The 21,544-nt window shown below is 48.7% G+C and carries 20 protein-coding genes; 10 read left to right on the top strand and 10 right to left on the bottom strand.

Going from position 1 to position 21,544, the window contains the following annotated elements; all coding sequences use genetic code 11:
• The first annotated feature begins 254 nt into the window (after window positions 1-254).
• Together ACJJIF_RS09010 and ACJJIF_RS09005 are read left to right on the top strand one after the other, a co-directional pair.
• Window positions 255-809 carry a hypothetical protein gene (locus ACJJIF_RS09010; RefSeq protein WP_444931885.1) on the top strand — a complete coding sequence of 185 codons (555 nt, stop codon included), beginning with the start codon at window positions 255-257 and terminating at the stop codon, window positions 807-809.
• 14 nt (window positions 810-823) lie between these two features.
• Window positions 824-1,168 carry a YnfA family protein gene (locus tag ACJJIF_RS09005; RefSeq protein WP_444931884.1) on the top strand — a complete coding sequence of 115 codons (345 nt, stop codon included), beginning with the start codon at window positions 824-826 and terminating at the stop codon, window positions 1,166-1,168.
• 69 nt (window positions 1,169-1,237) lie between these two features.
• Here ACJJIF_RS09005 and ACJJIF_RS09000 read toward each other — a convergent pair whose 3' ends face one another.
• Complete coding sequence (locus ACJJIF_RS09000; RefSeq protein WP_444931883.1) at window positions 1,238-2,050, bottom strand: right-handed parallel beta-helix repeat-containing protein; 813 nt, start codon at window positions 2,048-2,050, stop codon at window positions 1,238-1,240.
• A gap of 399 nt (window positions 2,051-2,449) precedes the next feature.
• Here ACJJIF_RS09000 and ACJJIF_RS08995 point away from each other — a divergent pair, with 399 nt between their 5' ends.
• Complete coding sequence (locus ACJJIF_RS08995; protein WP_444931882.1) at window positions 2,450-3,313, top strand: hypothetical protein; 864 nt, start codon at window positions 2,450-2,452, stop codon at window positions 3,311-3,313.
• Window positions 3,314-3,397: 84 nt separating this feature from the next.
• Here the strand turns inward: ACJJIF_RS08995 and ACJJIF_RS08990 are convergent, their stop codons facing one another.
• Window positions 3,398-5,452 carry a TonB-dependent receptor gene (locus ACJJIF_RS08990; RefSeq protein WP_444931881.1) on the bottom strand — a complete coding sequence of 685 codons (2,055 nt, stop codon included), beginning with the start codon at window positions 5,450-5,452 and terminating at the stop codon, window positions 3,398-3,400.
• A 199-nt stretch (window positions 5,453-5,651) separates the two neighbouring features.
• On the opposite strand from ACJJIF_RS08990, the gene ACJJIF_RS08985 reads away from it, so the two are divergent.
• The 5 genes from ACJJIF_RS08985 (at window position 5,652) to tnpC (ending at window position 10,590) form a co-directional block, all read left to right on the top strand.
• Entirely contained in the window at window positions 5,652-6,242 is a 591-nt protein-coding gene (locus tag ACJJIF_RS08985; RefSeq protein WP_444931880.1) for a hypothetical protein, read from the top strand.
• A gap of 4 nt (window positions 6,243-6,246) precedes the next feature.
• Window positions 6,247-7,881 carry a PepSY-associated TM helix domain-containing protein gene (locus ACJJIF_RS08980; protein ID WP_444931879.1) on the top strand — a complete coding sequence of 545 codons (1,635 nt, stop codon included), beginning with the start codon at window positions 6,247-6,249 and terminating at the stop codon, window positions 7,879-7,881.
• Between the two features lie 431 nt (window positions 7,882-8,312).
• Window positions 8,313-8,615, top strand: coding sequence for an IS66 family insertion sequence element accessory protein TnpA (gene tnpA, locus ACJJIF_RS08975; protein WP_444931878.1), 303 nt, complete (start codon window positions 8,313-8,315; stop codon window positions 8,613-8,615).
• Window positions 8,609-8,965 (top strand): IS66 family insertion sequence element accessory protein TnpB, encoded by a 357-nt coding sequence (gene tnpB, locus ACJJIF_RS08970; RefSeq protein WP_444928607.1) that lies wholly within the window; start codon window positions 8,609-8,611, stop codon window positions 8,963-8,965. The genes tnpA and tnpB overlap by 7 nt, the downstream gene beginning before the upstream one ends.
• 35 nt (window positions 8,966-9,000) lie before the next feature.
• Window positions 9,001-10,590, top strand: a complete 1,590-nt coding sequence (tnpC, locus tag ACJJIF_RS08965; protein WP_444932334.1) for an IS66 family transposase — start codon at window positions 9,001-9,003, stop codon at window positions 10,588-10,590.
• A gap of 52 nt (window positions 10,591-10,642) precedes the next feature.
• Here the strand turns inward: tnpC and ACJJIF_RS08960 are convergent, their stop codons facing one another.
• Together ACJJIF_RS08960 and ACJJIF_RS08955 are read right to left on the bottom strand one after the other, a co-directional pair.
• Window positions 10,643-10,858: a hypothetical protein gene (locus tag ACJJIF_RS08960; RefSeq protein ID WP_444931877.1), complete on the bottom strand. Its 216-nt coding sequence runs from the start codon at window positions 10,856-10,858 to the stop codon at window positions 10,643-10,645.
• A gap of 60 nt (window positions 10,859-10,918) precedes the next feature.
• Window positions 10,919-11,302, bottom strand: coding sequence for a hypothetical protein (locus ACJJIF_RS08955; protein ID WP_444931876.1), 384 nt, complete (start codon window positions 11,300-11,302; stop codon window positions 10,919-10,921).
• 359 nt (window positions 11,303-11,661) lie between these two features.
• Between ACJJIF_RS08955 and ACJJIF_RS08950 the strand changes: the two genes are divergently transcribed.
• Window positions 11,662-12,294: a hypothetical protein gene (locus tag ACJJIF_RS08950; protein WP_444931875.1), complete on the top strand. Its 633-nt coding sequence runs from the start codon at window positions 11,662-11,664 to the stop codon at window positions 12,292-12,294.
• A gap of 344 nt (window positions 12,295-12,638) precedes the next feature.
• Here the strand turns inward: ACJJIF_RS08950 and ACJJIF_RS08945 are convergent, their stop codons facing one another.
• The 3 genes from ACJJIF_RS08945 to ACJJIF_RS08935 form a co-directional block, all read right to left on the bottom strand.
• On the bottom strand, window positions 12,639-13,304 hold the full coding sequence (locus ACJJIF_RS08945; protein WP_444931874.1) for a hypothetical protein: 666 nt from the start codon (window positions 13,302-13,304) through the stop codon (window positions 12,639-12,641).
• Between the two features lie 11 nt (window positions 13,305-13,315).
• Window positions 13,316-17,683, bottom strand: coding sequence for an RHS repeat-associated core domain-containing protein (locus tag ACJJIF_RS08940; protein WP_444931873.1), 4,368 nt, complete (start codon window positions 17,681-17,683; stop codon window positions 13,316-13,318).
• A gap of 846 nt (window positions 17,684-18,529) precedes the next feature.
• A complete protein-coding gene (locus tag ACJJIF_RS08935; protein ID WP_444931872.1) occupies window positions 18,530-18,799 on the bottom strand; it encodes a hypothetical protein in 270 nt (89 codons plus the stop codon).
• Between the two features lie 121 nt (window positions 18,800-18,920).
• On the opposite strand from ACJJIF_RS08935, the gene ACJJIF_RS08930 reads away from it, so the two are divergent.
• Window positions 18,921-19,247 carry a hypothetical protein gene (locus ACJJIF_RS08930; RefSeq protein ID WP_444931871.1) on the top strand — a complete coding sequence of 109 codons (327 nt, stop codon included), beginning with the start codon at window positions 18,921-18,923 and terminating at the stop codon, window positions 19,245-19,247.
• A gap of 103 nt (window positions 19,248-19,350) precedes the next feature.
• Here ACJJIF_RS08930 and ACJJIF_RS08925 read toward each other — a convergent pair whose 3' ends face one another.
• The 3 genes from ACJJIF_RS08925 to ACJJIF_RS08915 all read right to left on the bottom strand — a co-directional run bounded on the left by ACJJIF_RS08925 (window position 19,351) and on the right by ACJJIF_RS08915 (window position 21,451).
• Window positions 19,351-20,112 carry a thiaminase II/PqqC family protein gene (locus ACJJIF_RS08925; protein ID WP_444931870.1) on the bottom strand — a complete coding sequence of 254 codons (762 nt, stop codon included), beginning with the start codon at window positions 20,110-20,112 and terminating at the stop codon, window positions 19,351-19,353.
• Window positions 20,113-20,183: 71 nt separating this feature from the next.
• Window positions 20,184-21,035 (bottom strand): M90 family metallopeptidase, encoded by an 852-nt coding sequence (locus tag ACJJIF_RS08920; RefSeq protein ID WP_444931869.1) that lies wholly within the window; start codon window positions 21,033-21,035, stop codon window positions 20,184-20,186.
• Window positions 21,032-21,451, bottom strand: coding sequence for a nuclear transport factor 2 family protein (locus tag ACJJIF_RS08915; protein ID WP_444931868.1), 420 nt, complete (start codon window positions 21,449-21,451; stop codon window positions 21,032-21,034). The genes ACJJIF_RS08920 and ACJJIF_RS08915 overlap by 4 nt, the downstream gene beginning before the upstream one ends.
• Window positions 21,452-21,544: the final 93 nt, after the last annotated feature.

Below are 21,544 nucleotides of genomic sequence, written 5' to 3'. Positions count from 1 at the left end.
GTTTCTTTACTTTTATGTGCCGGAAGCCGTCAACCGCTATCGGACAGTCTAGCCCCGATTTGTTTTCTGAATATCTCTGGCGCAAATCATCGAGGAAAAGACGCAGGCTGCGTATTTTTTATAAAGATAAAGTTTCAAGCGCAATTGCCGGCCGAAGATAATCTCAATGAGGTCTAAACTGTGCAGGGTTAAGCGAAGCGCCAGTGCGTGTAAGGCGAGAAAATTAGCAAATATTCAGGATAATAGTTAGGTCAATGAAAAGATTATTCTTTAGTTTATTTTTTCTGTTGAGTAGTGGTGCGCAAGCCTCATGTTATTTGGAAGAGTATGAGCGCTTTATCAATACCCAGAGTTTGGTGATGCTTGAGGCTCTGGTAAAACTCTTTGAGGCGGACAAAGAGAAGTTTAACGAGGTTAAACCGTTTGTGAAGTTAGAGGTTCGCAGCAATAAGTTAAAGGTTTATATCGCAAAAAAGCTCAGTGAGGAAAAATCCTCTATCCTTAACCTGGAGGGGCCGATCGCAAACTATGTTCCCAGTGTGTCAGTGCAAATTATGCCGGATGGCTCTATTCGGGATAAGGTCGATCTGGCAATGTCTGACGATGTTTTTTATCGGGCAGAGAAGGCCGCTATGGCGCCAATGCAAAGCCTGTATCTTTACTATGAAGGGATGAGTAAAGCGGAGAAACAGCGTTTTTCCCGCGCAAGAAATTCCCTCGGCGGCCATATGCAGAAGATTGAGCAATTCTCCTATATGAAGCGTGCATTTACGATGCGTCTTGAAAATGTATGCCCTGCAAGCAGTTGAGCATATAATTTTTTATGCTGCCATTTGAAATAAAAACAATCGCGTTGTTCCTGCTCACGGCGTTGGCTGAAATAGTCGGCTGCTATATGGCTTACCTGTGGTTAAAGCAGGATAAAAGTATCTGGTTGCTGCTGCCGGGCGCTATTAGCTTGGCCATATTCGCCGGGTTGCTGACATTGCACCCGGCCCCGGCGGGGCGGGTATATGCCGCTTATGGTGGGATTTATATTTTTTCCTCAATTATCTGGCTGTGGCTGGTAAATGGCGTTAAACCTACCGTTTGGGACCTGAGCGGTGCGGGAGTGGCGATGCTGGGGATGGCCATTATTATGTTTGCTCCAGAGCAGAGAATCGCCTAGGGTTTTGCAGGCAAGATTTTTACAAAAGGGCCCAGAAGACTAGTGGTGGGCCCTATACTCGATACCGGTCTATTCGATGCAGGACTCATTAGAGGTGTTGAAGTCATTTGCAAACCAGGTAGTTCCTACACATGGGGATGAGCTGTCATCAAACATGTCGCGTATAATATTGGATTGAGCTTGATTTCCAAGAATAATATTTCCTACGGGCCCGGTATCATCTACTAAAATACCGTATTCTCCATTGCTTGAGGCGGTATTCTGTATAACACTGGTATAATTTGCGTTTATAAGGATTATTCCTACGATGTCGTTGTTGTCCGCGATACTTTGGGAGATACGGGTGTAGTCTCCAAAAATGGCAATTCCAGCAGCTAGATTACCGCTCGCATCGACTGAAAAAAAGCTATTCTCATCTCCGCTAATATAGATGCCGGTGTCTTGGTTGTCGGTATGGCTGGAGCTGTTGAAAAAATTATTATCACTGCTAACGGACACGCCTAGAGCACCATTCTCTGATGTGGTGACCCCCACTATAGTGTGGAAACCCGTGCCCTCAACGGATATGCCGGCGGTGTCACAAGCTCTGATAGTTCCACTGGATGGTTGGCTATTACTTAATCCCGCGAAAGATCCATCCAATAAGATTCCAATAGCTGATCCATCACAGGAAAGCGTAAATCCATTCAGGTCAAGACTGCCGGTTGGCCCGGTGACGGTAATGGCCGGGGAGGCTGCGCAATTTATGATGTCGGCATCCAGCACCTCGGCAGTCGTGATAGTATCTCCGCAGCTTACCGCTGAGACGATACTGGCAAAACCGACCAAGCCGCAGCCTGTTGTGGCCATCAGTATCGATTTAATATGCAATGCTTTTTTCATTGGTGCGTCCCGCCGTGTTTAGTGGTTGGCTGGCCTATGCAAATATTTCGAAGTGTGGTCTCTATTTTGCCGTTCGCAATAGGAATTTTTTCCTATGTTTTCCGTAGGCTTATTTGTTTCGGGCTTTGAGAAACTTTCTTCTTAGATTTTCTGCACTATCTTCCTATTGTTGGGGCGGCTCCCCGGAATAATACTCAGGAGGCGTTGTAAATTTGGATCTTTGCAGGGTTAAAGTTTACGCGTGTGGGTGTTGACACTAGGGAATTTAAGTGCGGCTCAATCATGGATGGCTTTCTACCAAACTGATTGGATAAGGTGCAAATTGGTTTTTCAGTATAAAAAGCCGGGTTTAGAGACGTTCTATATTTGAGGGCGGTAGATATGAAAAGGTGTGCCCCGTTGGCGGCAGGGGTTCTGCTTGCTGTTGCAAGTTATGGGATTCTTGCTTCTGACAATACTGCGATTCAGAGTCAAGTCGGAATAGGGAATAGTGTGACCGTGGATCAAAGTGATCCAACGGTGACGTTCAATTTTGTCAATCAATTCCAAGATGGAGATGACAATACACAATTCGCCTCGCAAATAAACAGTAATACCTCGAGTACAATTGTTCAGGGGCAAGTGGGCAATTTAAATGACTCCACCGTTGCTCAGAATGGGTCCGATACGGTGACCGCTAATATCGCCCAGACTGGGGATAGTAATATTAGTGTGGTTAATCAGACACTGTCTAATGCCGATGTGGTGGCAATTAGGCAGTTCAATACGTTTAACTTTGCCACAGTTAATCAATCTAATAGCACTTCTGGCAATATTACTATCACTCAGACCGGCGACTCCAATACTGGGACTGTTGTGCAAATTGGTAGTTCTGCCAGTGCCGCAGGCACTGTGCAGCAGGGCAATTCAAACACGGCTACGGTGAACCAGTCTTTTTCTACTAGCAGTACTTCCTCATTGAACCAATTAGGTGATAGCAATTGGGCTGATGTTATGCAGGTGGACAGCAATGCGAGTACCATCAGCCAGCAGAGTAACTCAAATAATATTGTCCATTCGCAGTCTGGCAGTTTCAATCAGGCGAATACCACACAGATTGGTTTAAATAATGTGGGGGTAACAATTCAAAGCGGGGCCTTTGGCTCTGCTACTTCATTTCAGCAGGGTGATGCAAATTCATTTACGCTCAGTCAGGTTAATGATTTCCAGACTGCCAATATTTCCCAGAATGGGGATAGTAATATGGTGCTTATTGCACAGTAGCGTTGTATGAAAGCAGAAAACCACCCTCTGAGTGAGGCTGACTCACTCAGAGGGTGGGCTTATAGCGATCGCTAGCGGGGCAAATTAGAAGCGGTAAGTCGCGGAGATACCGACATTGCGCGGGTCGATAATCGATGCGTAACCGTCTGGGTAGCGGCTGCCGACCGGCTCAACTGTCAGGTAGGCTTCCTCGTTCAGGGCATTGTTAATATAAGCAGAGATGCTCCAATCTTCGACTTCATAGTTAACATTGAGGCGCGCGATGGTGTAATCGCCGGCCACTCTCTCGTCGGTATTGCTGAAGTCGCCGTAGTACTCTCCTACATAGTTGGCAGAGACGCCCAGACTCAGTGCATCATTAATCCAGTATTTTGTGCCTAAATTTGCGGTGATATTCGGCGCTGAGTTGAGTTCATTGCCATCGGCATCTTCGTAATCAACACCCGCATCGGTGATGTCAGTTTCCAGCAGGCCCAGGCCGGCGCGCAACTCCCATTGAGGGGTTAGCATCGCAATAGCTTCGAGCTCTACACCGTAAGTCTCGACTTCATCCATATTGACGATAGTGCGGGAAGAGCTGAGCGCCTGATAGCCGGAGTAGTCGTTGAAGAACAGGTTACCGTTAAGGCTGACAGTGCCATTTGCCAGGCTGCTGCGCACGGCCAGCTCGTAGGTGTTAACGGTTTCTTCATCGTAGTAATAGTAATCGCCCGCGCTAAAGTTGAGAGCACCACCGGCGGAGTTGTAGCCTTTGCGCGCGCTGGCAGCAACGGTAGTGTCTTCGCTCAGATCGTATTGCAGGGCGATCTTCGGTAGGGTGATAGTTTCATCAATATCCAAGCCCGCGATCAGGTAGCCATTGTTGAAGTTGAAGTTGCGGTCTTGTTGTTCGTTTTCAACACGCAAACCGCTGATTAAGTTCAGCCTATCGCTTAGTGCGTAGGTCACTTCACCGTAAATAGCGGTAGAGGTGCTCTCGTCATCGCCAAAATAGGTAACGCTGTTGGAGCTGTTAAAGTCCTGCTCTCGCTCAAAATGCGCGAGGCCGATAAAGCCGTGCAGGGTGTCACTGGTGAGACCGAAATTGAGCTTCGCATCAATAGTGCTGTTCTGCTCATCCATGCGAACGTACTGCTCGCTGCTGGCTTCTTCTTCATAGGCGTCAAAGCCCCACTGGTAGTCCATATAGGCTGCCAGGACTTCGATAGAGATATCATCGCTGATTTGGTAATCCACTTTAACACTGGTTGTGGTGGATTCGGTGTCCATGTCGCGGTAGAAATAAGTCTCGTAGTCGTCAACACCGGTTAGGGTGTAGTACATACGCCCGGTGTTTCCCTCTTCGCTGTTAGTGGACACGGTAAACAGTGTCTTCAGCTTTTCAGTGGGGGTCCACAGCAGTTTGCCTTTCAGGCGCTGGGTTTCCAGGGTATTCAGGTCGAAGTCAGCGGGATTGCCCTCATACTCTTGGGCATTGCTGATGGTGTCGCCGGTAAGCTGTTGGGCGGTCAGGCGGAAGGCGAGGGTGTCTTCAACAATCGGGCCGGAAATCATACCGGAAGTGTCGATATAGCCGTCCTGGTTGCGATAACCCACACGGGCGGCACCTTCCCAGTCGAAGCTGGGGTCCTTGGTTTTGATATATACAGAGCCGGCAATACTGTTGCGCCCATTGCTGGTGGACTGGGGGCCGCGGAATACTTCAATTTGCTCCAGATCCCAAATACCGCTGTCGCCAGTGAGATCCGCAACAAACGGCTCGGCAACGCCATCAATAAGCGTGGAGACTCGGGTTTTGGCGCCGCCGGAAAAAGAGTTAAAACCGGTGGCCGAACCGTTGCCGGAAACACCGCGAATATCCGGTGTGGCGCCAGATAGCACTACCACGTTGGAGATATTCGACACCGCATCAGTAATGCTCAGGTGCTGCATGCTGTTCAAGGTTTCTTCGGTAATTACAGATACGGAAGAAGTGGTTTCCTTGAGGGATCGCTCTGTCTTCTCGCCGATAACAAGGATGTTTTCCATTGCCTGCGGTGCATACTCATTCCCTTTCTCTTCTGCGGCGATAGCGTTCGCCCCAATTGAAGCAAGGAGGGTAAGTGAAACGGCGTTGCTGAGCAGGTGGCGTTTATACATGACGTAATCCCTAGCAAGATAAAGAAGTCAGAGCGACGAGGAAAATCGGCAGGGAATATAATGCTAATAATTCTTATTTGCAAATGCGGGCTTCTCGCAATAAAATTCCACTACTCTGTCGCCGGGCAATGGCTTGGGCTTGGTAATCAGGCTATCACCGTATGGGGCAGTACCTCTAATTCTTAAGTGAAAACTTGCAATGTATTCCTCAGTTTTAGTCGGACTCGGGCTACTTAGTTGTATTCTTGCCTCGTCTGTTTTTTATTTGGGCTGCCCTAATCAGCAGTGGCGCGAGCAGAGACCCCTCCAGTTTTACCCCGCTCTCTCCGCCAGTCTCGTACTTCTTGTCATCTCCTGGACACTTTTCCGTCAAACTTTTTCAGCAATGTCCTCCGCCTTTACACTTCTTTGCTTATTGATGTTGGCGCTGGGGTTATTGCCTTTTACTGGGGTGCTCGATAAGCCTGGAAAAGTATTAGCCGGGAAAAAGAAGCGGATTCAAAAGGGGTTGCAAGGCTATAAACCACAGTGGTGGGTAAAAAGCCTATGTGCAGTATTTTTGGGGTTGCCAATAGCGGTTGCTATTGCCAGCTTGCTGGCCGTATGGGCCCCCGGCGATGCAGCGGTCGACGACAGAAGTCAGTTTACGATGTGGCTGATCAGCCCAATTTGGCTCACTGCGGTGAGTTTGGTCTATCTGTTTACCAGTGCCCGGCGCATGCTGTCCCTCTATCTGGGGCTGAATGTGTTGCTATTTACCCTGCTGTGGATTGCGAGATTCGGAGGTTGAGATTATGCGCGTTGAATTGATTAAAACTTATAAGAGTGTGCATACCTGGACCGGTATTATCGCAGGTCTGTTTCTCTATATCGCCTTTGTTGCCGGTGCCCTGACCATGTTTAAGGGGCCACTTAACCAGTGGGCCCTGCAACCTGAGACCACTTTGCCAACGATTCCTGTAGAAAAGTATGACCATCTAATTTCTGAAGTTTTGCAGGCGCACCCGGAAGCGGCAAAACAAATGACGGTGCAGCTGCCGTTAGCAGGTCTGCAAGCGGCACCGGTGAGCTGGGAAATAGAGGATGAGCAGACCCATGAGCACACGCTGTGGTATGCCAGCTTCGATAAGCAGGGCGCGTTGATTACTCAGAGTTTTACGGTTTCTGCGATTGGGGAATTTGTTGACCACCTGCATCGCACCGCAGGTATCCCCGGTGGTGAAGGTCACGATGCTTTTGGTACCTATGTACTGGGTGCAGTTGCAGCCCTGTATTTTGTGGCATTGATTTCAGGTCTGATCGTCTTCTTACCCTCCTGGTTCAAGGATTTACTGGTACTGAGAAAGGGCAAGAATCGCAAGCGTTACTGGCTCGATTTTCACAATGTACTGGGAATTACCTCGCTGCCATTTCATCTGGTGATCGCTTTTACTGCATTCGTATTTGCCTTCCACGACCCACTTTACGATGCCCTGCGCGTGACCGCCTATGGGGACTCGCCAATGTTCACCCGGCCTGCGCCACAGGAGGTGAAGCACTTCTCTGAGCTGGTGCCGGTTGCCGAATTGGAGACGGTGATCCAGCAGCGCGAGCCCAAATTCCAGATGGCGGAAATCCTCTATATAGGCCTGGATACGCGCTCCCCGCGTATGCGGGTGGGGGGAATAATGCACGGTGAAGTGGTGCGCGGCGCTGAGTATGCCTATGTGCTCGGCAATCCCTACCTGAGAGAGCTTCCCTACAGCAGTATTCTGCCCGGTAGCTTCAATGGATACAGTGGTACGGTAATAAGTATTTTCTCCCTGCATTTTGGTAGCTTTGGTGGCGATGCGGTGCGCTGGATGTATTTTGTACTGGGAATTATGGGGGCACTGATCTTCTTTAGCGGTAACCTCTTGTGGATTGAAAGCCGGCGTAAAAAGCGCCGGGGCCAGGGGGCCTTGCCCGTGCAAACAACCTCATCCCGGGTTATGGCGAGGTTGACCGTGGGGGTTGGCCTGGGAACTCTCCTGGGGATAGCCGTGAGTATGCTGGCTGTGAAGTGGCTGCCTCATGGACAGGTGGATATTGAGTTTTGGCAGAAGGCCGCTTATTACACCGGTTTTCTTTTGGCTGTGGCCTGGGCGTTTACCCACCGCCCAATGGCTGCCGCACGACAACTTATGATTTTCTGTACAACTGCAATTTTCCTGATTCCAATCAGCTCGCTGATAAGAGGTGAGTTACTGGGAGCGGCAACCCCGGTATGGGCCGTTGATTTTGTTGCCCTGCTGATTGGGGCATGCTTTGTGTTACTCCTGGCGCGCCTGCAAAAACGGCAATCCAAGATCGAGCCGGATAGTGTTTGGTTTGAGCCTTTAGAGAAGCCAGTGGTAGGCAGTGATATTTCGAACGCTCTACCCAATACCCGTCCGCAGGCATCGGCTTAATAGGGCAGGGGGCTGAAATAATTCAGCAATATCTCGGTGCGGCTGACAGAGTGCTTACACTTTGCCAAGCCGCGCCTTGCTGGAGGTCTGGCTTTCCCCTCCAATCAGTGCTGCTGTCTTATTTCAAAGGTTGTAATAGTTACAGTTACCCTTTGTTGGCAGCGATATCATCTATAGCGCCCCTATCGCTAAGCGGTGGGAATAATTTAACCCAACCGACACCGGTCAAATTTATCCTCTACTTCATCCCAGACTTTATCGTGATGATGGTAAGCCTCATAGGGAACAATAATTTTAGTGTTTTCATCCCAAAGTTGGAGGTGTTCGCTGTCAATAAATCCAATTGTAGGGTAAGCGCTCAATAAAGCCCACCTAAAAATCCAAGTGCCCATCCGCTACGATCCTGGTTTTTAAACGATCAGGAGATCTACATGACAGAGCAAAGTAAATCAGACTTCTGGATGATGCATGTCACTAAGTGGAAGGATAGCGGGCTTTCACAGACAGCCTACTGCCGGGAGCATCAGCTCAGACTCAGTACCTTTACTTATTGGCGCGGCAAGGAGGCCAAGAAGACCCCGAAATTGATTCCGCTATCAGTATCACCGAGATCTACTGATGAAACTGTAGTTGTGACTCTTCCTGGAAATGCAAAGATACATCTCCGTGAATCCACACTCGAACGGACACTGCCAATGGTTTTACACCTACTTCGAGAGCAACCTGAATGTTGAGGCCAAGACAGTCTGCGGAGATCTATCTTTATGCCGAACCTGTGGATATGCGCAAATCTATTGATGGTCTGGCGGCGATAGTGGAAGCAGAGATGGAGCTATCACCAATGCAAGATGCTATCTTTGTCTTCTGTAATCGCGGTCGAGACAAGATTAAGCTTTTGTATTGGGAGCGCAATGGGTTTATCGTTTGGTATAAACGATTGGAGAAACAGCGATTTCAGTGGCAATGGAGTGATATTTCAAAATACCACATACGTAATGGCAAGGATTTAAACCAGCTCCTTGATGGACTTAATATCTGGGAGCAGGAACCCCACCAAATCTTGCACCTTAACTCTGTTATATAGCTGTTCATCACGGTAAAATAGCAGCCATGGAAAACATGGACGCGAAACTATTACCCACCGATCCAGAAGCGTTAAAAACGCTTCTGCTTGAGCAATCTAAGAAAATTTTTGAGCAGGATTCCAGGCTTAAAGAAAATCACAAGCATATCCGCTTTCTCGAAGAGCAAATTGCTTTGCTTCGCAATCAGCGCTTCGGCAAAAGCAGTGAGAAAAGCTCGCCAGACCAGATTGGCCTGTTCAATGAAGCCGAGTCTGAGGCGACAGATAGCCTGTGTGAAGAAGAGGGTGAAGGCGAAGCTACTGAGGCAGTAATAGAGTCTGCTAGTTACACTCGAAGAAAATCATCCGGGCGCAAACCTCTACCTGCTGACCTTCCCCGTGTACGTATAGAGCATGATCTTCCTAAAAAAGAAAAAATCTGTGATTGCGGCTGTGCACTTAAAGCTATTGGTGAAGAAGTCAGTGAACAGCTGGATATTATCCCGGCAAAGATCCAAGTTCTACAGCATGTCCGTAAGAAATATGCTTGTGGCAACTGTGAAGTAGGTGTAAAGACTGCGGCATTGCCTGCTCAACCTATCCCAAAAAGCAATGCCAGCCCTAACTTGCTGGCATATATCACCACAGCCAAGTACCAGGATGCCATGCCTCTGGCGCGTCTGGAAAAAGGTTTTCAGCGTATTCAAGTTGAATTGCCCAGAAGCACTCTGGCTAATTGGATGATACGTTGCAGTCACCTAGTGCAGCCACTCCTTAACCTTTTTAATGACAAGCTAAGAGAAGGGCCAGTCATCCAGTGTGATGAAACTCCTCTACAGGTATTAAACGAGCCAGAAAAGTCCGCACAAAGTAAATCCTATATGTGGATACGGCGAGGGGGGCTCCCAGATCAAAAAGTGATCCTGTTTGACTATTCACCCAGTCGCAGTGGCGCTATTGCTAGCGATTTACTTTCTGGCTATAGAGGTTATCTACAAACAGATGATTATTCTGGCTATTATGCAGTTGCCACAGAGGAGCAAATTACTCACCTTGGCTGCTGGGCACATGCACGCCGGAAATTTGTAGAAGCGCAAGTGACAACCAAAGCTAAGAGTAAGAATAAAAAATCCGGCAAAAGTAAACCCAGTAGAGCTGACATTGCAATCAACTACATTACCCATTTATACAATATTGAACGAAAAGGAAAAGAGCTGAGCGCTGAAGAAAGGTATCAACTGAGACAAAAAGAGAGTCTACCTGTGCTGGACAAGCTGCATGCCTGGCTCGAAAAAACACGTCCCAAGGTAATCCCGAAAAGCACTCTTGGAAAAGCGCTGAACTATTTGCATAAAAACTGGCGCAAGCTACAGATCTACACTGCCAGCGGTAATTTAAAGATCGACAACAATGCAGCGGAGAACGCCATCCGCCCCTTCGTTGTTGGCCGGAAAAACTGGCTCTTCAGTGCAACCCCAAGAGGCGCCCATGCCAGCGCCGCCCTATACAGCCTGATCGAAACCGCTAAAGGCAATGACCTCGAACCTTACGCCTATCTCTGCAAAGTATTTAGTGAACTGCCCAAGGCCCAATCTCTTGAAGATATTGAAGTGTTACTACCCTGGAATATCAAACAGGCAGATTAGTAGGGGGGTATCACACCCCCTACTAATCTGCCAGGTGGGGTTTATTGAGCGCTTACATTGTAGGGCGATAGTATTTGCCATTATGTTCCCACTCGCCCTGATCTAAGTTTACGCACAGTTCGGCTAAAAATTCAGTGCATAGCTGCTCTTTCTTGCTATTGGATAGTTCAGTATTTTTCAGACAGCGATTAAAGTTTTGCATAATGAATAAGCGAAAGTGTTCCGCCAATTCTTCAAATGTATCATCTTTATCTAATTCTAACTTCACCTTCATCTTTTCCTATATTGTTGCGCGACATCACTACTGCCGTTGTTTGGACTGTGCTTCCTAATACCTTCTGTAGCACTCCCATTCACTTGGGTCGATAGAGTTGTTATCTTCAAAGCTTTCGCACTCTACTAATATCTTATTGTCATCTGGATCGATAATCATTCCAGAATAACCACCCGGAGTCATTGCTATCACCTTAAATTTAACCCCTTTATCCATAATTTTTTTGCAGTAACTAAGAAAGCCAGTTTTTAGTTCGTAGCTAAAATAACAATAGTTTTCCTGCGGGAAATCTCTCTTGATCTGCGGCCGTATTCTAACTTTGTCATAGCCGGCAATGTTTAGTTTGAAGCCGTAATCATCCTCGAAAAATCCCATTTTATTTTCATAAAAATCTTTGGAGGCGTCTATATTCCTGGTGGGGATGTAGGTGATAAACATGGAGGTCATCCTTTCTCTTTGCGGCGTTTTATCGGGGGGTGTATTTTGTGGTGTTTTTATTCACATTTTTATAGTCCTCTTTCTAGCTAGGCGAATAGGCTGTTCTATTGGGTTCTTGTGGGGTAGACGATATCACTATAGCTTTGTAGGCAGCGTTCCATACCACTTGGCCTTCTTGATAGATAAAGCTATCGAGGCCCTGCTGGGTGTGGATATTAGGTTTGCTTTCCTGTAGAGGGGGTTACCCTCCCAGAGGCAGTCAGCTTGCTTGCCGCTTGAAGATTTACCAAGGTGTTATCGTGGGTGTCTAGAACTGTTCAACCCTTTGGCGCGAGCGCCTGACCGATATCAGCTGGTTTATGCGCTGCTTGAGCGAGTCCATCGCCCGCCAGGCCAATGCCGAGGACAACTGCACCGGTCGTTTCTGGGAAGGGCGTTTCAAGTCTCAGGCCTTGCTGGATGAAAGAGCCCTTGCCGCCTGCCTCGCTTACGTGGACCTCAACCCTATCCGTGCCGGTATCGCTAAAACTCCAGAAGAATCCGATTACACTTCGATCCAGCAACGCATACACACAGCCATCTCAGGCCAGCAGCCCAAAAGCCTACTGCCACTGGTGGGCGGGGAGCGCCAGGATATGCCTAAAGGCTTACCTTTTCAGCTGGATCACTATTTAGAGCTGGTAGACTGGAGTGGCCGGCAGCTGCACCCTAAAAAGCGTGGCGTTATTTCTGAAAACATCCCACCTATTTTAAATCGGCTGGGTATTTCGCCAAAACACTGGCTCTATCTAAACAGCAATTTTGAAAGCCGCTTTAAACGCTTGGTGGCTCGGCGGAAGCGGTACGCCAGGTCTGTGCGCAGCAAAATAAACGCTGGGTACACGGGCTGCGCGATTGCCAACGCTTTCTTAGTCCCCCCCCCTGCTAAATTACAGAAATCCGCTTATCAGCTGCTCCTAGATTCCATCGCTCCCGACTCTACTCTCCCCTAATTCCCTACGGGCTCCCCAAAAGATCTTTTAATGCCAAATTGTCATCTATTTTGAGAAAGATATACCGGCTACCAAGTAGTGGCGCAAAAATTCTTTTCTAGCTTCCGGCTCTTCATTCTTTGGATGTCCAGGATTTTTGCGACGAATGCAGCAGATTGAGAAGCTGGACGCCGCCACCAAGCGGCAGGTGATTCAGGTGATCGATACGTTTATCGAGAATGCCAAGCTGAAGAAGCAGGCTTGATAGACCATAACGACAAAGCCCCGGCAGATCGCTCTGCCGAGGCCTTGCCGCTTTCCATTCTGATCATTGTGAAGGGCCTTCTGAAGGCATTCACAACTTTTTAATTGGGGGGCGCTCCCGGTTTTTCCCAGCTAGATAATAAGCTCCTGTACCCTTCATTGATTGAGTCCAATATCTTAATATTCTCACCGGTCAAAGTTATCTGACTCTCAACTGTTTTGTAGCGGCTAACAACTTGGCATTTTACTTTTGGTAAGCTCTTTCCATCCGTGCCAGGAGGCGCTGTGCAACTCGACACCCAGTTCGATAAAAAATCACCGCCTTCTATCGGTGAAGCCTTAAAGTATTGCCAAACAATTGGATACCCAGCTTTCGGATAAACCCTATAAAGCTTCACCTGATCATCAAATTCAATAATTCGATCATCAAACAAGCCTGTTCCATTCCAAGCACTTAAAGCTCCTGGGTTAACTTGATTACTAAAACCAGAAATTAGAACAATAAGTTTGTCAGATAAACCACCGCGCGATTGTGGAGCAACCCCCAGATCAACAATTGGAACTTCTATGAGCGCTCCATCATCAACATCAAGCCCTTCCTTGGGAGCAATCGATGACGGAAAGCCAGGTAAGATATATTTCTGAGGGATTGATAATTTTGTACGACCAAATTTCAATTCCATATCATCATTACTTGTTTCGGCTCCTGACTGATTACAACCGAGTAAAGAAAAAGATAAAACAATAATCACTAATACTTTAATCATTTTAATTTTCCTCACGGTGTACTATCGCAACCTTTGCACCACAGACCACTATAGGTATTAGCATCAAACATGGCTGGCCCCCATCCACCTTGAACAGGAACAGAAACAAAAGGAACTTTGTGCGTTCCTCCAAATATATGAGCAGGAATTCCATGACCTCGAAAAACAGAATGGTGATAACCAGCAACCTGAGTCGGGCTTAAAAGGTTAGCTATGCCACGCCCATCACCAATAACCGCATTAGCATGAGCTAAAGCTAATTCAGCCCCAATTTGTTCCATTGAAACTGTTAGACCGTTATCAGAAATATATGAACTTAGATCGCTCCAGGTATGACCTGCGGCCAGCTTCTCAAATAAACTTGCACCAACAAAGTCAGGATCACCCCAACCCGTCAATGCCGTTCGTGCAACTGGATCACCAGCTAAGTGGCGAGAGCGCCAAAACTCTAAAAACTTCCCTTCCTTAGCCAGTGCAAGCTCTGCATCAGTGATAGGTACACCCTTTTGTGCATCGTTTAAAACAAAAACCTTCTGTACTTGCGGCCCAGCAATAGTATTAACTTGCCTACTAGGATCTTCCTTCGCCGCAGTCAACCCCGAGGGGTCCACCCACTCAACTGGATTAGGCGCATACTGATAGCTATTTGACCCACCCAACAACCCAGTCGGGTCCTGCTGAGTAAACTCCCCAACTTGTGGATCATAATACCTAAACCGATTGTAGTGTAGCCCTGTCTCTTCGTCGAAGTACTGCCCCTGGAAGCGAACTGGCTGTTCTATCTGGTTCTGATGGGCTAAAGCGATATTGCCATAGCTCTTATAGGCAACACTCCATACCACTTCGCCCTCTTGATTGGTAAGGGTATCAGGCGTTCCCAGATGATCCAGATGATAGTGGTAAACCTGCTCTTTCTCTTGTTTGCCTTCTTTTAACGCAACCGGCTTGAAAGTACCTGGTTCAAAGTAGTAAGTTCGAGTATTCAGGTCCTGCCGGGTGTGGATATCAGCTTTATTTTCACGAAGCAGGACATCCCCATCCCAGAGGAAGCTGGTTTGTTCACTGTTAGTTGCCTTGCCAATACGACGGCCGAGCGGGTCATACTGGTAGTGAATCTCCTGCTGAAGCTGTTCTACCCCTTCTTCCAGCTTAAGCTTTTCTACCCGCACCAACTGTTGACGAGTATTGTAGTGATAGCGGGTTTGCAGCTTCTGCCCTTTACCGCGCAGTTCGGCGATGCGGTTGCCGTGAATATCGTAGCGGTAGTGGGTATCGCCACGGAAGGCTAGGCGGTTGCCTTTGACTTGAGTAGCATTGGACTGCTGTTTAGCTTCATCCTCTGAGCTGGCAGCGGCGAGAATATTGTGCGCAGGATCGTGCACAAAATATTCGGGGTTGGGGCCATCTACCTGAGTGAGACGGTCCAGAGCGTCGCAGTGATAACTGCGCGTGCCGCGCAGACTGTCTTCGATCTTGGCGATTTGACCGGCTTTATTGTACTGGTAGCCACGCTCCAGAATTGCGTTTGAGACCTGAGCCGGATCTGATATAGGACTGTTAGTTTTGTTTAGACGCAGCTTTTGCAGGCGCCCTTGAGGGTCATAATCTCGCTGGCTTTCCAACCCATTACCGTGCTGGCGCTGGCTCTCCCGGCCCTGTTCATCGTGACTGATACGGGTGATCAGCTGATAGGTATCACCACCGACTGGGCGGCGGTGTAGGCTTTGGAATTGGCCGGCGGGGTTGAAGGCGAAGTTGAGGACTTCTCCATCGGGCAAGGTTGTGGCGATACGGTTGCCGGCGGCATCGTATTTATGGGTAAGCTTCTCTTTGCCCTGCCAGTCCGCAGTGACGCGGCCGTTGGCATCATACTCCCAGCGCAGCTTGCGCTGGCTATTTTCCGCTTCGATTAGCTGGCCGCTGCGGTTGTAACGGAAGTTGGTAATCCCATCTGGAGTCACTTCTTCCAACATACGCCCGAAGGGGTCGCGTTCAAAGATCGTATCGATACCCTTGCCGGTATCAGGATCAGTTACCGCTCTTGAAGCGATCAGATGGCCGGCGCGGTTATAGGCGTAGCGGGTTACGCGGCCGTCGAAGCCCACTTCTTCGATCAGATGTTCGTTGAGGTCGTATTTAAGCTGGTAGCGCTCGCCATTTTCATTGGTGAGTCCGATTAAGTTGCGCTCGCCGTCGTAGTGGTATTCCAGGCGGCTGCCATCCGGATTGGTGCGCGCCTTAACCTGGCTGAGGCCGTCGTAGGCGTAGCAGGTGCTGCGGCCTTCGGAGTCAGTAATTTCGGCAAGCAATCCTTGGGCGTTGTAGCTGTACTGGGTGCGGGCACCATCTGGGGTAATAACCGCATGAATACGATCCTGGCTGTCGTATTCGTAGCGGGTGATTTGGCCGGGGGCGTGTTGTACTTCTTGCAGGCGGCGAGCCATATCATAGCGATAGTGCTGGCTGCGGCCCATAGGGTCTTGGGTTGCTGCGAGCCGACCTTCCGGGTTCCACAGGTAGCGGGTGGCATTGCCGAGGGGGTCGGTAACACTGCCGATCAGACCGACCGGGTTATAGCTGTAGCGGGTGCTGTTGCCGAGGGCATCAGTGGTGGCAACGATCTGGCCGTTTTTGTTGTATTCCCGCTGCCAAGTATTACCGGCTGGGTCGGTGACTTTGCCTGGTAAGCCTTCGTTGTTGTATTCGATGCGGTGGTTATTGCCGGCGGCATCGGTCTTTTGGGTCAGGCGCCCCTGATTGTCGTACTGATAGATATCTTCACGCAGGCTGCCATCATCGCTGGGCAGCTGGACCTTGGTTACCTGACCCAGCTCGTTGTAGCTGTAGAGCGTCTCTGCGCCCTCGGGGTCGCGGTGATAAATCGGCAGGGCGCGCTCATTAAAGCGGTAGCGCTCCTCGCCACCACGGGTATCGGTCACGGTAACTCCGTGACCATCCTCGTCCCAGGCAAACGCGTAGTTGTAGGTGGCCTGCCCATCGATGGGGTCGCCCCACTGGCGTATACAGCGGGCCGAGGGACCTTCTCTATCCCATTCGAAGTAAAAGCGGTAACCGGTTTTTAAGGTGCGCTTAGAGATGACATGTTGCTGGTATTCATAGTGCTCACTGTAGCCATCTGCATCAGTGGCTTTTATCAGGTCGCCTTCGTCACTGTATTCGTACTGAGCCAGTATTTTAATGCGGCCATCGCGGGTTTCTTTTTTTAGCTCGCCCATGCGCAGGCTGTTGCGCTGTCCTTCCGGTGGGCTGATATGCAGGGCTTCGCCGAGACTGCTCTCGATACAAATCAGGCGCTCGCCGATATAGTGGAACAGGTAGTAGTTGCCATAGCCGTCGCGTATTTCAGAGAGTTTTAGAGTGCCGCTCTCGCCTATCGCCTTGAAATGTTTTTGTACGCCATTTAAGGCGCCGTAGGGGCTGATCACCCAGTGCTCATCGTTCATTCGGGTGAGCGATAGCTTTTCCACCACATTGTGGCTTCGCCCGCTATTGCCCGGTTTCGGTAAACTAATTACCCGACCCTCGGCATCATAAAACTTTACGGTTTTATTACCCGGTATCAGGCGCTCGTTTAAGGTGTGCGCCCAGCCGTGGCCCAGACCAAAATCCTCGCTATTACTGCTGCGATAAGATCGGGTCAGGGTTAATGGCAGCGGGCCATCTAGCACCGCATCCACCAGGGATAAAAACTCCTCCCCGGTTTTCAAGTTAATGGGGTCGCCACCATGACAGGAGTCATCTGCACAGGGGACAACCTCACCTTCAGGTGTCTGCCCCACTGTAGCAGTTGCGTTGTCAGGCTCGTTGCTATCGTTCGCTTGACTATTCTGAGTACTATTTGAATTACTGCTGGCGCTACTGTCGGAATTACTATTGTTTTGATTGCTACGGGAACTGCTAGAACTTCCAGAGCTGGAACTACTCGAAGAGGGGCCGCTAGAGTTCTCGGGCACGGCAGCCTCAAAGGAGCTAAAGTCGGAGAAATTGGCGCCATCACTATTGGATGCCTGTTGTTGCTGGCCGCCTCTGGCTGTCGCTACGTTGGGCACCTGCTCGATAATCAGCTGATTCTGTATTAGGGCGCGGTGAATTTCCCGTCCATAGGTGGATAAATGGCTCGGGGGCTCAGATGCGGGGCCCAGAGAAAGAGCCCCCGAGATGTCAGCTAGGGTGCTTACATTGAGCAGAGATCCAGAGGCGAAAAAGTGCTGGTAAACTTTCTCGATCGCGGCATCGTCAAAAATCGAAAGAAACTGGTCGGGATCGAATGGGGTGGGAATACCAGGTTGAGATGTCCAGCCCATACGGATACGGACTTCGTACTGAATACCTCGTTTATCTTCAATAGTTATCAGCATTCTATTTCCTTAAGTATTCACGTTCTGGAATAACCTGGCTAAATACACGACAAACTGAGGGTGCTGGGCAACTATAAATGACTTGGGCGACCTGTTGATTTAACTTATTTTTATAAGGGCTTCTAAAAACATGATTCACTTGACTGTAAGTGTGTGATTGTTTTAAGTAAGTATTGGTGTCGATTAAATTCGATTTTTAGATTTGTTAGTAATTTTCTATTAAAGCTAATGGAATACTAACGTTTAGACTTCCCTCTTTGTTTGAATTTTTAAAGCTGGGAGCCCAGTGTCGCCGGATGATGCCGGGTTCTGAAGCCGATTAGATAAGATTATCGTAAATTCTATAAAAGTAATAGGCTGGGGTAGGGATATCGAAGGTGAAATCCAAATTGTATATGTTAACTAAAATATATTACCGATTTTTTTTGTCTATATGAGCTTTGTAAGCCGTTAGAAGTTAGTGTAGCTAGCATAAGGTATGATCGATAAGCCTGTGTTCGAATCCTGCGCTGGCGCGTATATAGCGAAATCTGAGTAGATTTCTGAGCCAGATGACTCGATTGGCGGTAAAAGCTTCTATAGCAGGGGGTGTGCAAAGGGTTCTAGATAAGGGGTAAGCTTATTGGTTGATGTATAGACATTGGTGGTTAATCGAATATCACAGATTAAAATTCTGGCAATGGCCACTGAGATTGATACAGCCAAATGAATAGCGAAGCTCTGTAATTGCTGTGGGGATGATCCCCATAAAAGTTTTAATAACCCATTTGATATTTTGCTCCGAGTTTAATGAAGCTTGGCAATATCTAAAAGACCATATTGATGATTTTTTATTGGGTAACCCCATCAGTGCCGCATCGCTTGGCTAAGTTTTTTAAAAAACGCTGCCGGCTCAGATTGTTCTAAGTGAACATTGAGAATCAGCGGTCCGTCAAATCTAGAGAAGGCCTTTAAGGCGTCACCGAAATCTTGCTCGGTACGAACCTCGTAGCCATTTAGCGCTTTATTACCACCAAAAGCCTCGGGAAGAAGATGGTAATTCCAAGGCTGGATATCATTGTAGGGGTCTTTAACCCCCCCCCGGGTGTATAGCGCGCTCACAACCGTATTCTGCATTGTTATCCTTTCGGTCGATTGAAATGTATACTTGGGAGCACGGAAGTCCTCCAGGGTGTGCCTACTAAAGTTAAGTTAATGGCAAAAAAGCAGTAAGTCTTAGGGGCTGGAATAAGGTGTTATGATCAGAAAATCTGATTTGATTGAACTTCTTTGGGGGGCAATAGATGGTGATTTGGTTTGTGTGTCACGTAGGCAGATGGCAGCAAGAGAGAAGGGCTTATTTTGGTTGGAGGGTGAATGGATTTGGATAAAAGACCTTGAGATATCTTTGAGGAAGATTCAAGGATATCTCAATAGAAGTGATCGGAATCTTGGGGGCAAGTATATTGCAGGTATTCTAATAGAATTTTCAGATGATCAATTGAAAAATTCTTTTGATGAGAGCTTCTGTAGCCTACTCTTTAATGCAAGGAAAGCGGTCAAAGAGTTAAGTAATCCGGACTAGGAAATTACTCTGGCCGTCAAATGGGTGTACAACTGTTAGTGTACAGTTAAGGCGGCGGTGGATTTTTGCTGCATTAAGAAAGTAAGAAGTAATATAGGTGGTTCTAATTGGTGTTGATTTTAGCCTCAAATGCCCGCCAAAATTCCTGCTCATAGGCTTGGATTAATCGTACCCGAATTTCGATGTCGCTTTCTCTAACACCTGAGGCTAAGCCTTTTGCGACTATCTCGGTAGCCTGCTCCCGGAACCCCTCTGGCAGCTGGCTAAAAGAGACCAAGAAGCGGAGCTGTTCGTTGGTTAGCCTTTTGTGCTGTTTTAAAGCTTTTGCAATACGCGCCGCATTTTTACCAAAGCTTTGAAAGTTGACCAGTAGGGCTGCGGCAATTTCAGCGGGTTCTGCATAGTTGGCAAGCCAGGCGGTGTAAGCGGGATATATTTGCGCACCTGCGAGCGGTTGGTGCTGGGCAATTTGCTCGGGGGAGACTCCCAGTGCTTGAATAAGGGTGGGCAGCAGGTCGTTAGCTTGGATTTCTGCTGTGGTTATTTGAGCAAAAAATGTCCTTGTGCTCTTTCCGGGTAGGCCGCCAAAGCGGTGTAATGACAGCGCATTGCTTCTTAAGTCGGATAAATTAATCAGGCGCTGCTCCATAATAAAAGCCTGTAATTTTGAGTCCGGCAGTGTGTTTTTTTCCAGTTGTTGTACAAATACGGGTGTGGGGATATTGAGGTATTGCTGCTCAAGGCGCTGAATCAGGGCTTTTGCATCTTGCTGGCCTGTGGCAATCTCCGCTGTGCCCAGCTGAGCCATACTTAATAGAATGACCAGTCCCGCGATGCCAAGTCTCAACCGGTGCCAATTGGCCACTATTCCAACTCCACTGATGCTCGACTCAAGCATAGCAGCCGCAGGGATGCCGGGGCGAATAAGCGCCCTCTCTAGCGAGTTGCGCTGTTTCTTTCCGCTATTAATTCGGCGGGGTCAATGCGATAGAACTGGCTTAATTCCCGATAGAGTTCCGGGTGTAAGGCGCGCGTAGCAGATGGAATGGTAAAAAAGCTCTCAGTGGCCACGGCGAAGAATTCAGCGGGAGACTGGGCGCCGTATAAATCCAGTATCGATGGGTTGTCGCCGGCAAATTCACCGAATTCAGCTCTGCGCCTTAGGCGCAGGAATTCCCGGCTCATAACGTCGGCCCAGGTGGCCCCCTCATCACTGTTCTCAAATAGTGGGCGGCCATCAAAATAGCCGTCCTCTTCATCGACCTTGTGGGCAAATTCGTGCAGGGCAACATTGTGGCCGCGCTGGGGGAATTGTAGATCTTTTTCCAGATCTCCCCAGGAGAGAACTACGGGGCCGCGATAGTGGGCCTCCCCTTCGCGGGCACTGTGTCTGGCTGTTTCCAAATAGCCCTCTCGGCGGGTCTCATAAGCTACATAGGTATCGGGGTAGAGCAGCAAGCTGTAAAGGTTGGGATAGCATTCATTTTTGCGGCCCAGCAATAGCAGACAGGCGTGGGCGGCGATAGTCACCCTCATACGCTCACTGACTTGAAGCCCCTCGCAACCGATAAACGCTTTGTCGTGGAGAAACAGGGCAATATTACTGCGCAGTTCCCGCTGACGGCCGGGGCTTAGGTGGCGGTAGAGCGGGAGGTTTTCTCTAAGGAGTTGCAACTGCTCTCGGGTTAGGGGCTGTGAGCGCCGGTAGTGAATACGCCACTGGCGATAAAAGTGGGGTACCAGCCATACGGCCAGGGCCAGTAGGATCGTTGCGATAAAAGCACTCACGATTTTGGTGCCGGCGCTGTAGAAGAGATATTGCCCTCCAGCTTAAATGCTTCGCAGGGGGTTCCCTGGTGGTACTGCATTTGCCACTGCCCTTTGCTTCTCACCCAAATAGATGAGCGCTTACAGAACCCTGTGTATCCCCCTCGGTGATTACGCTGTGCGGATTGATACAGCAGCATAATGACGGTATCTGATAGGGGGATACACTCATAGTTTTGGCTGTGTATTTCCCAATCGCCATCCTCTTCTCGCTGCATTGCCACAGCTATGCTCTGGCAGTCAAAGGTCCGCCCGGATTTTCCCACCTCCTTAAAGTCAGGGCTTAACAGTTTTTTTATAACCTCTGGGCTCTTGCGCATCTCAAACTGATGCAGTTTTGTTTCATATTCAATCAGAATATCCGCAATATCACGCATCTCTATTTTACTCCGCTAGAGTAATTGGGGTCGCCTGTATGGGGGGTTGTGTTTAGGGTTCTCCGTCTGCCGTGACTTAAGACTAAGCCTAAT

The organism is Microbulbifer regidiadema (SeqCode), assembly GCF_052467605.1.
This window is presented reverse-complemented; position numbering and strand designations above follow the sequence as displayed.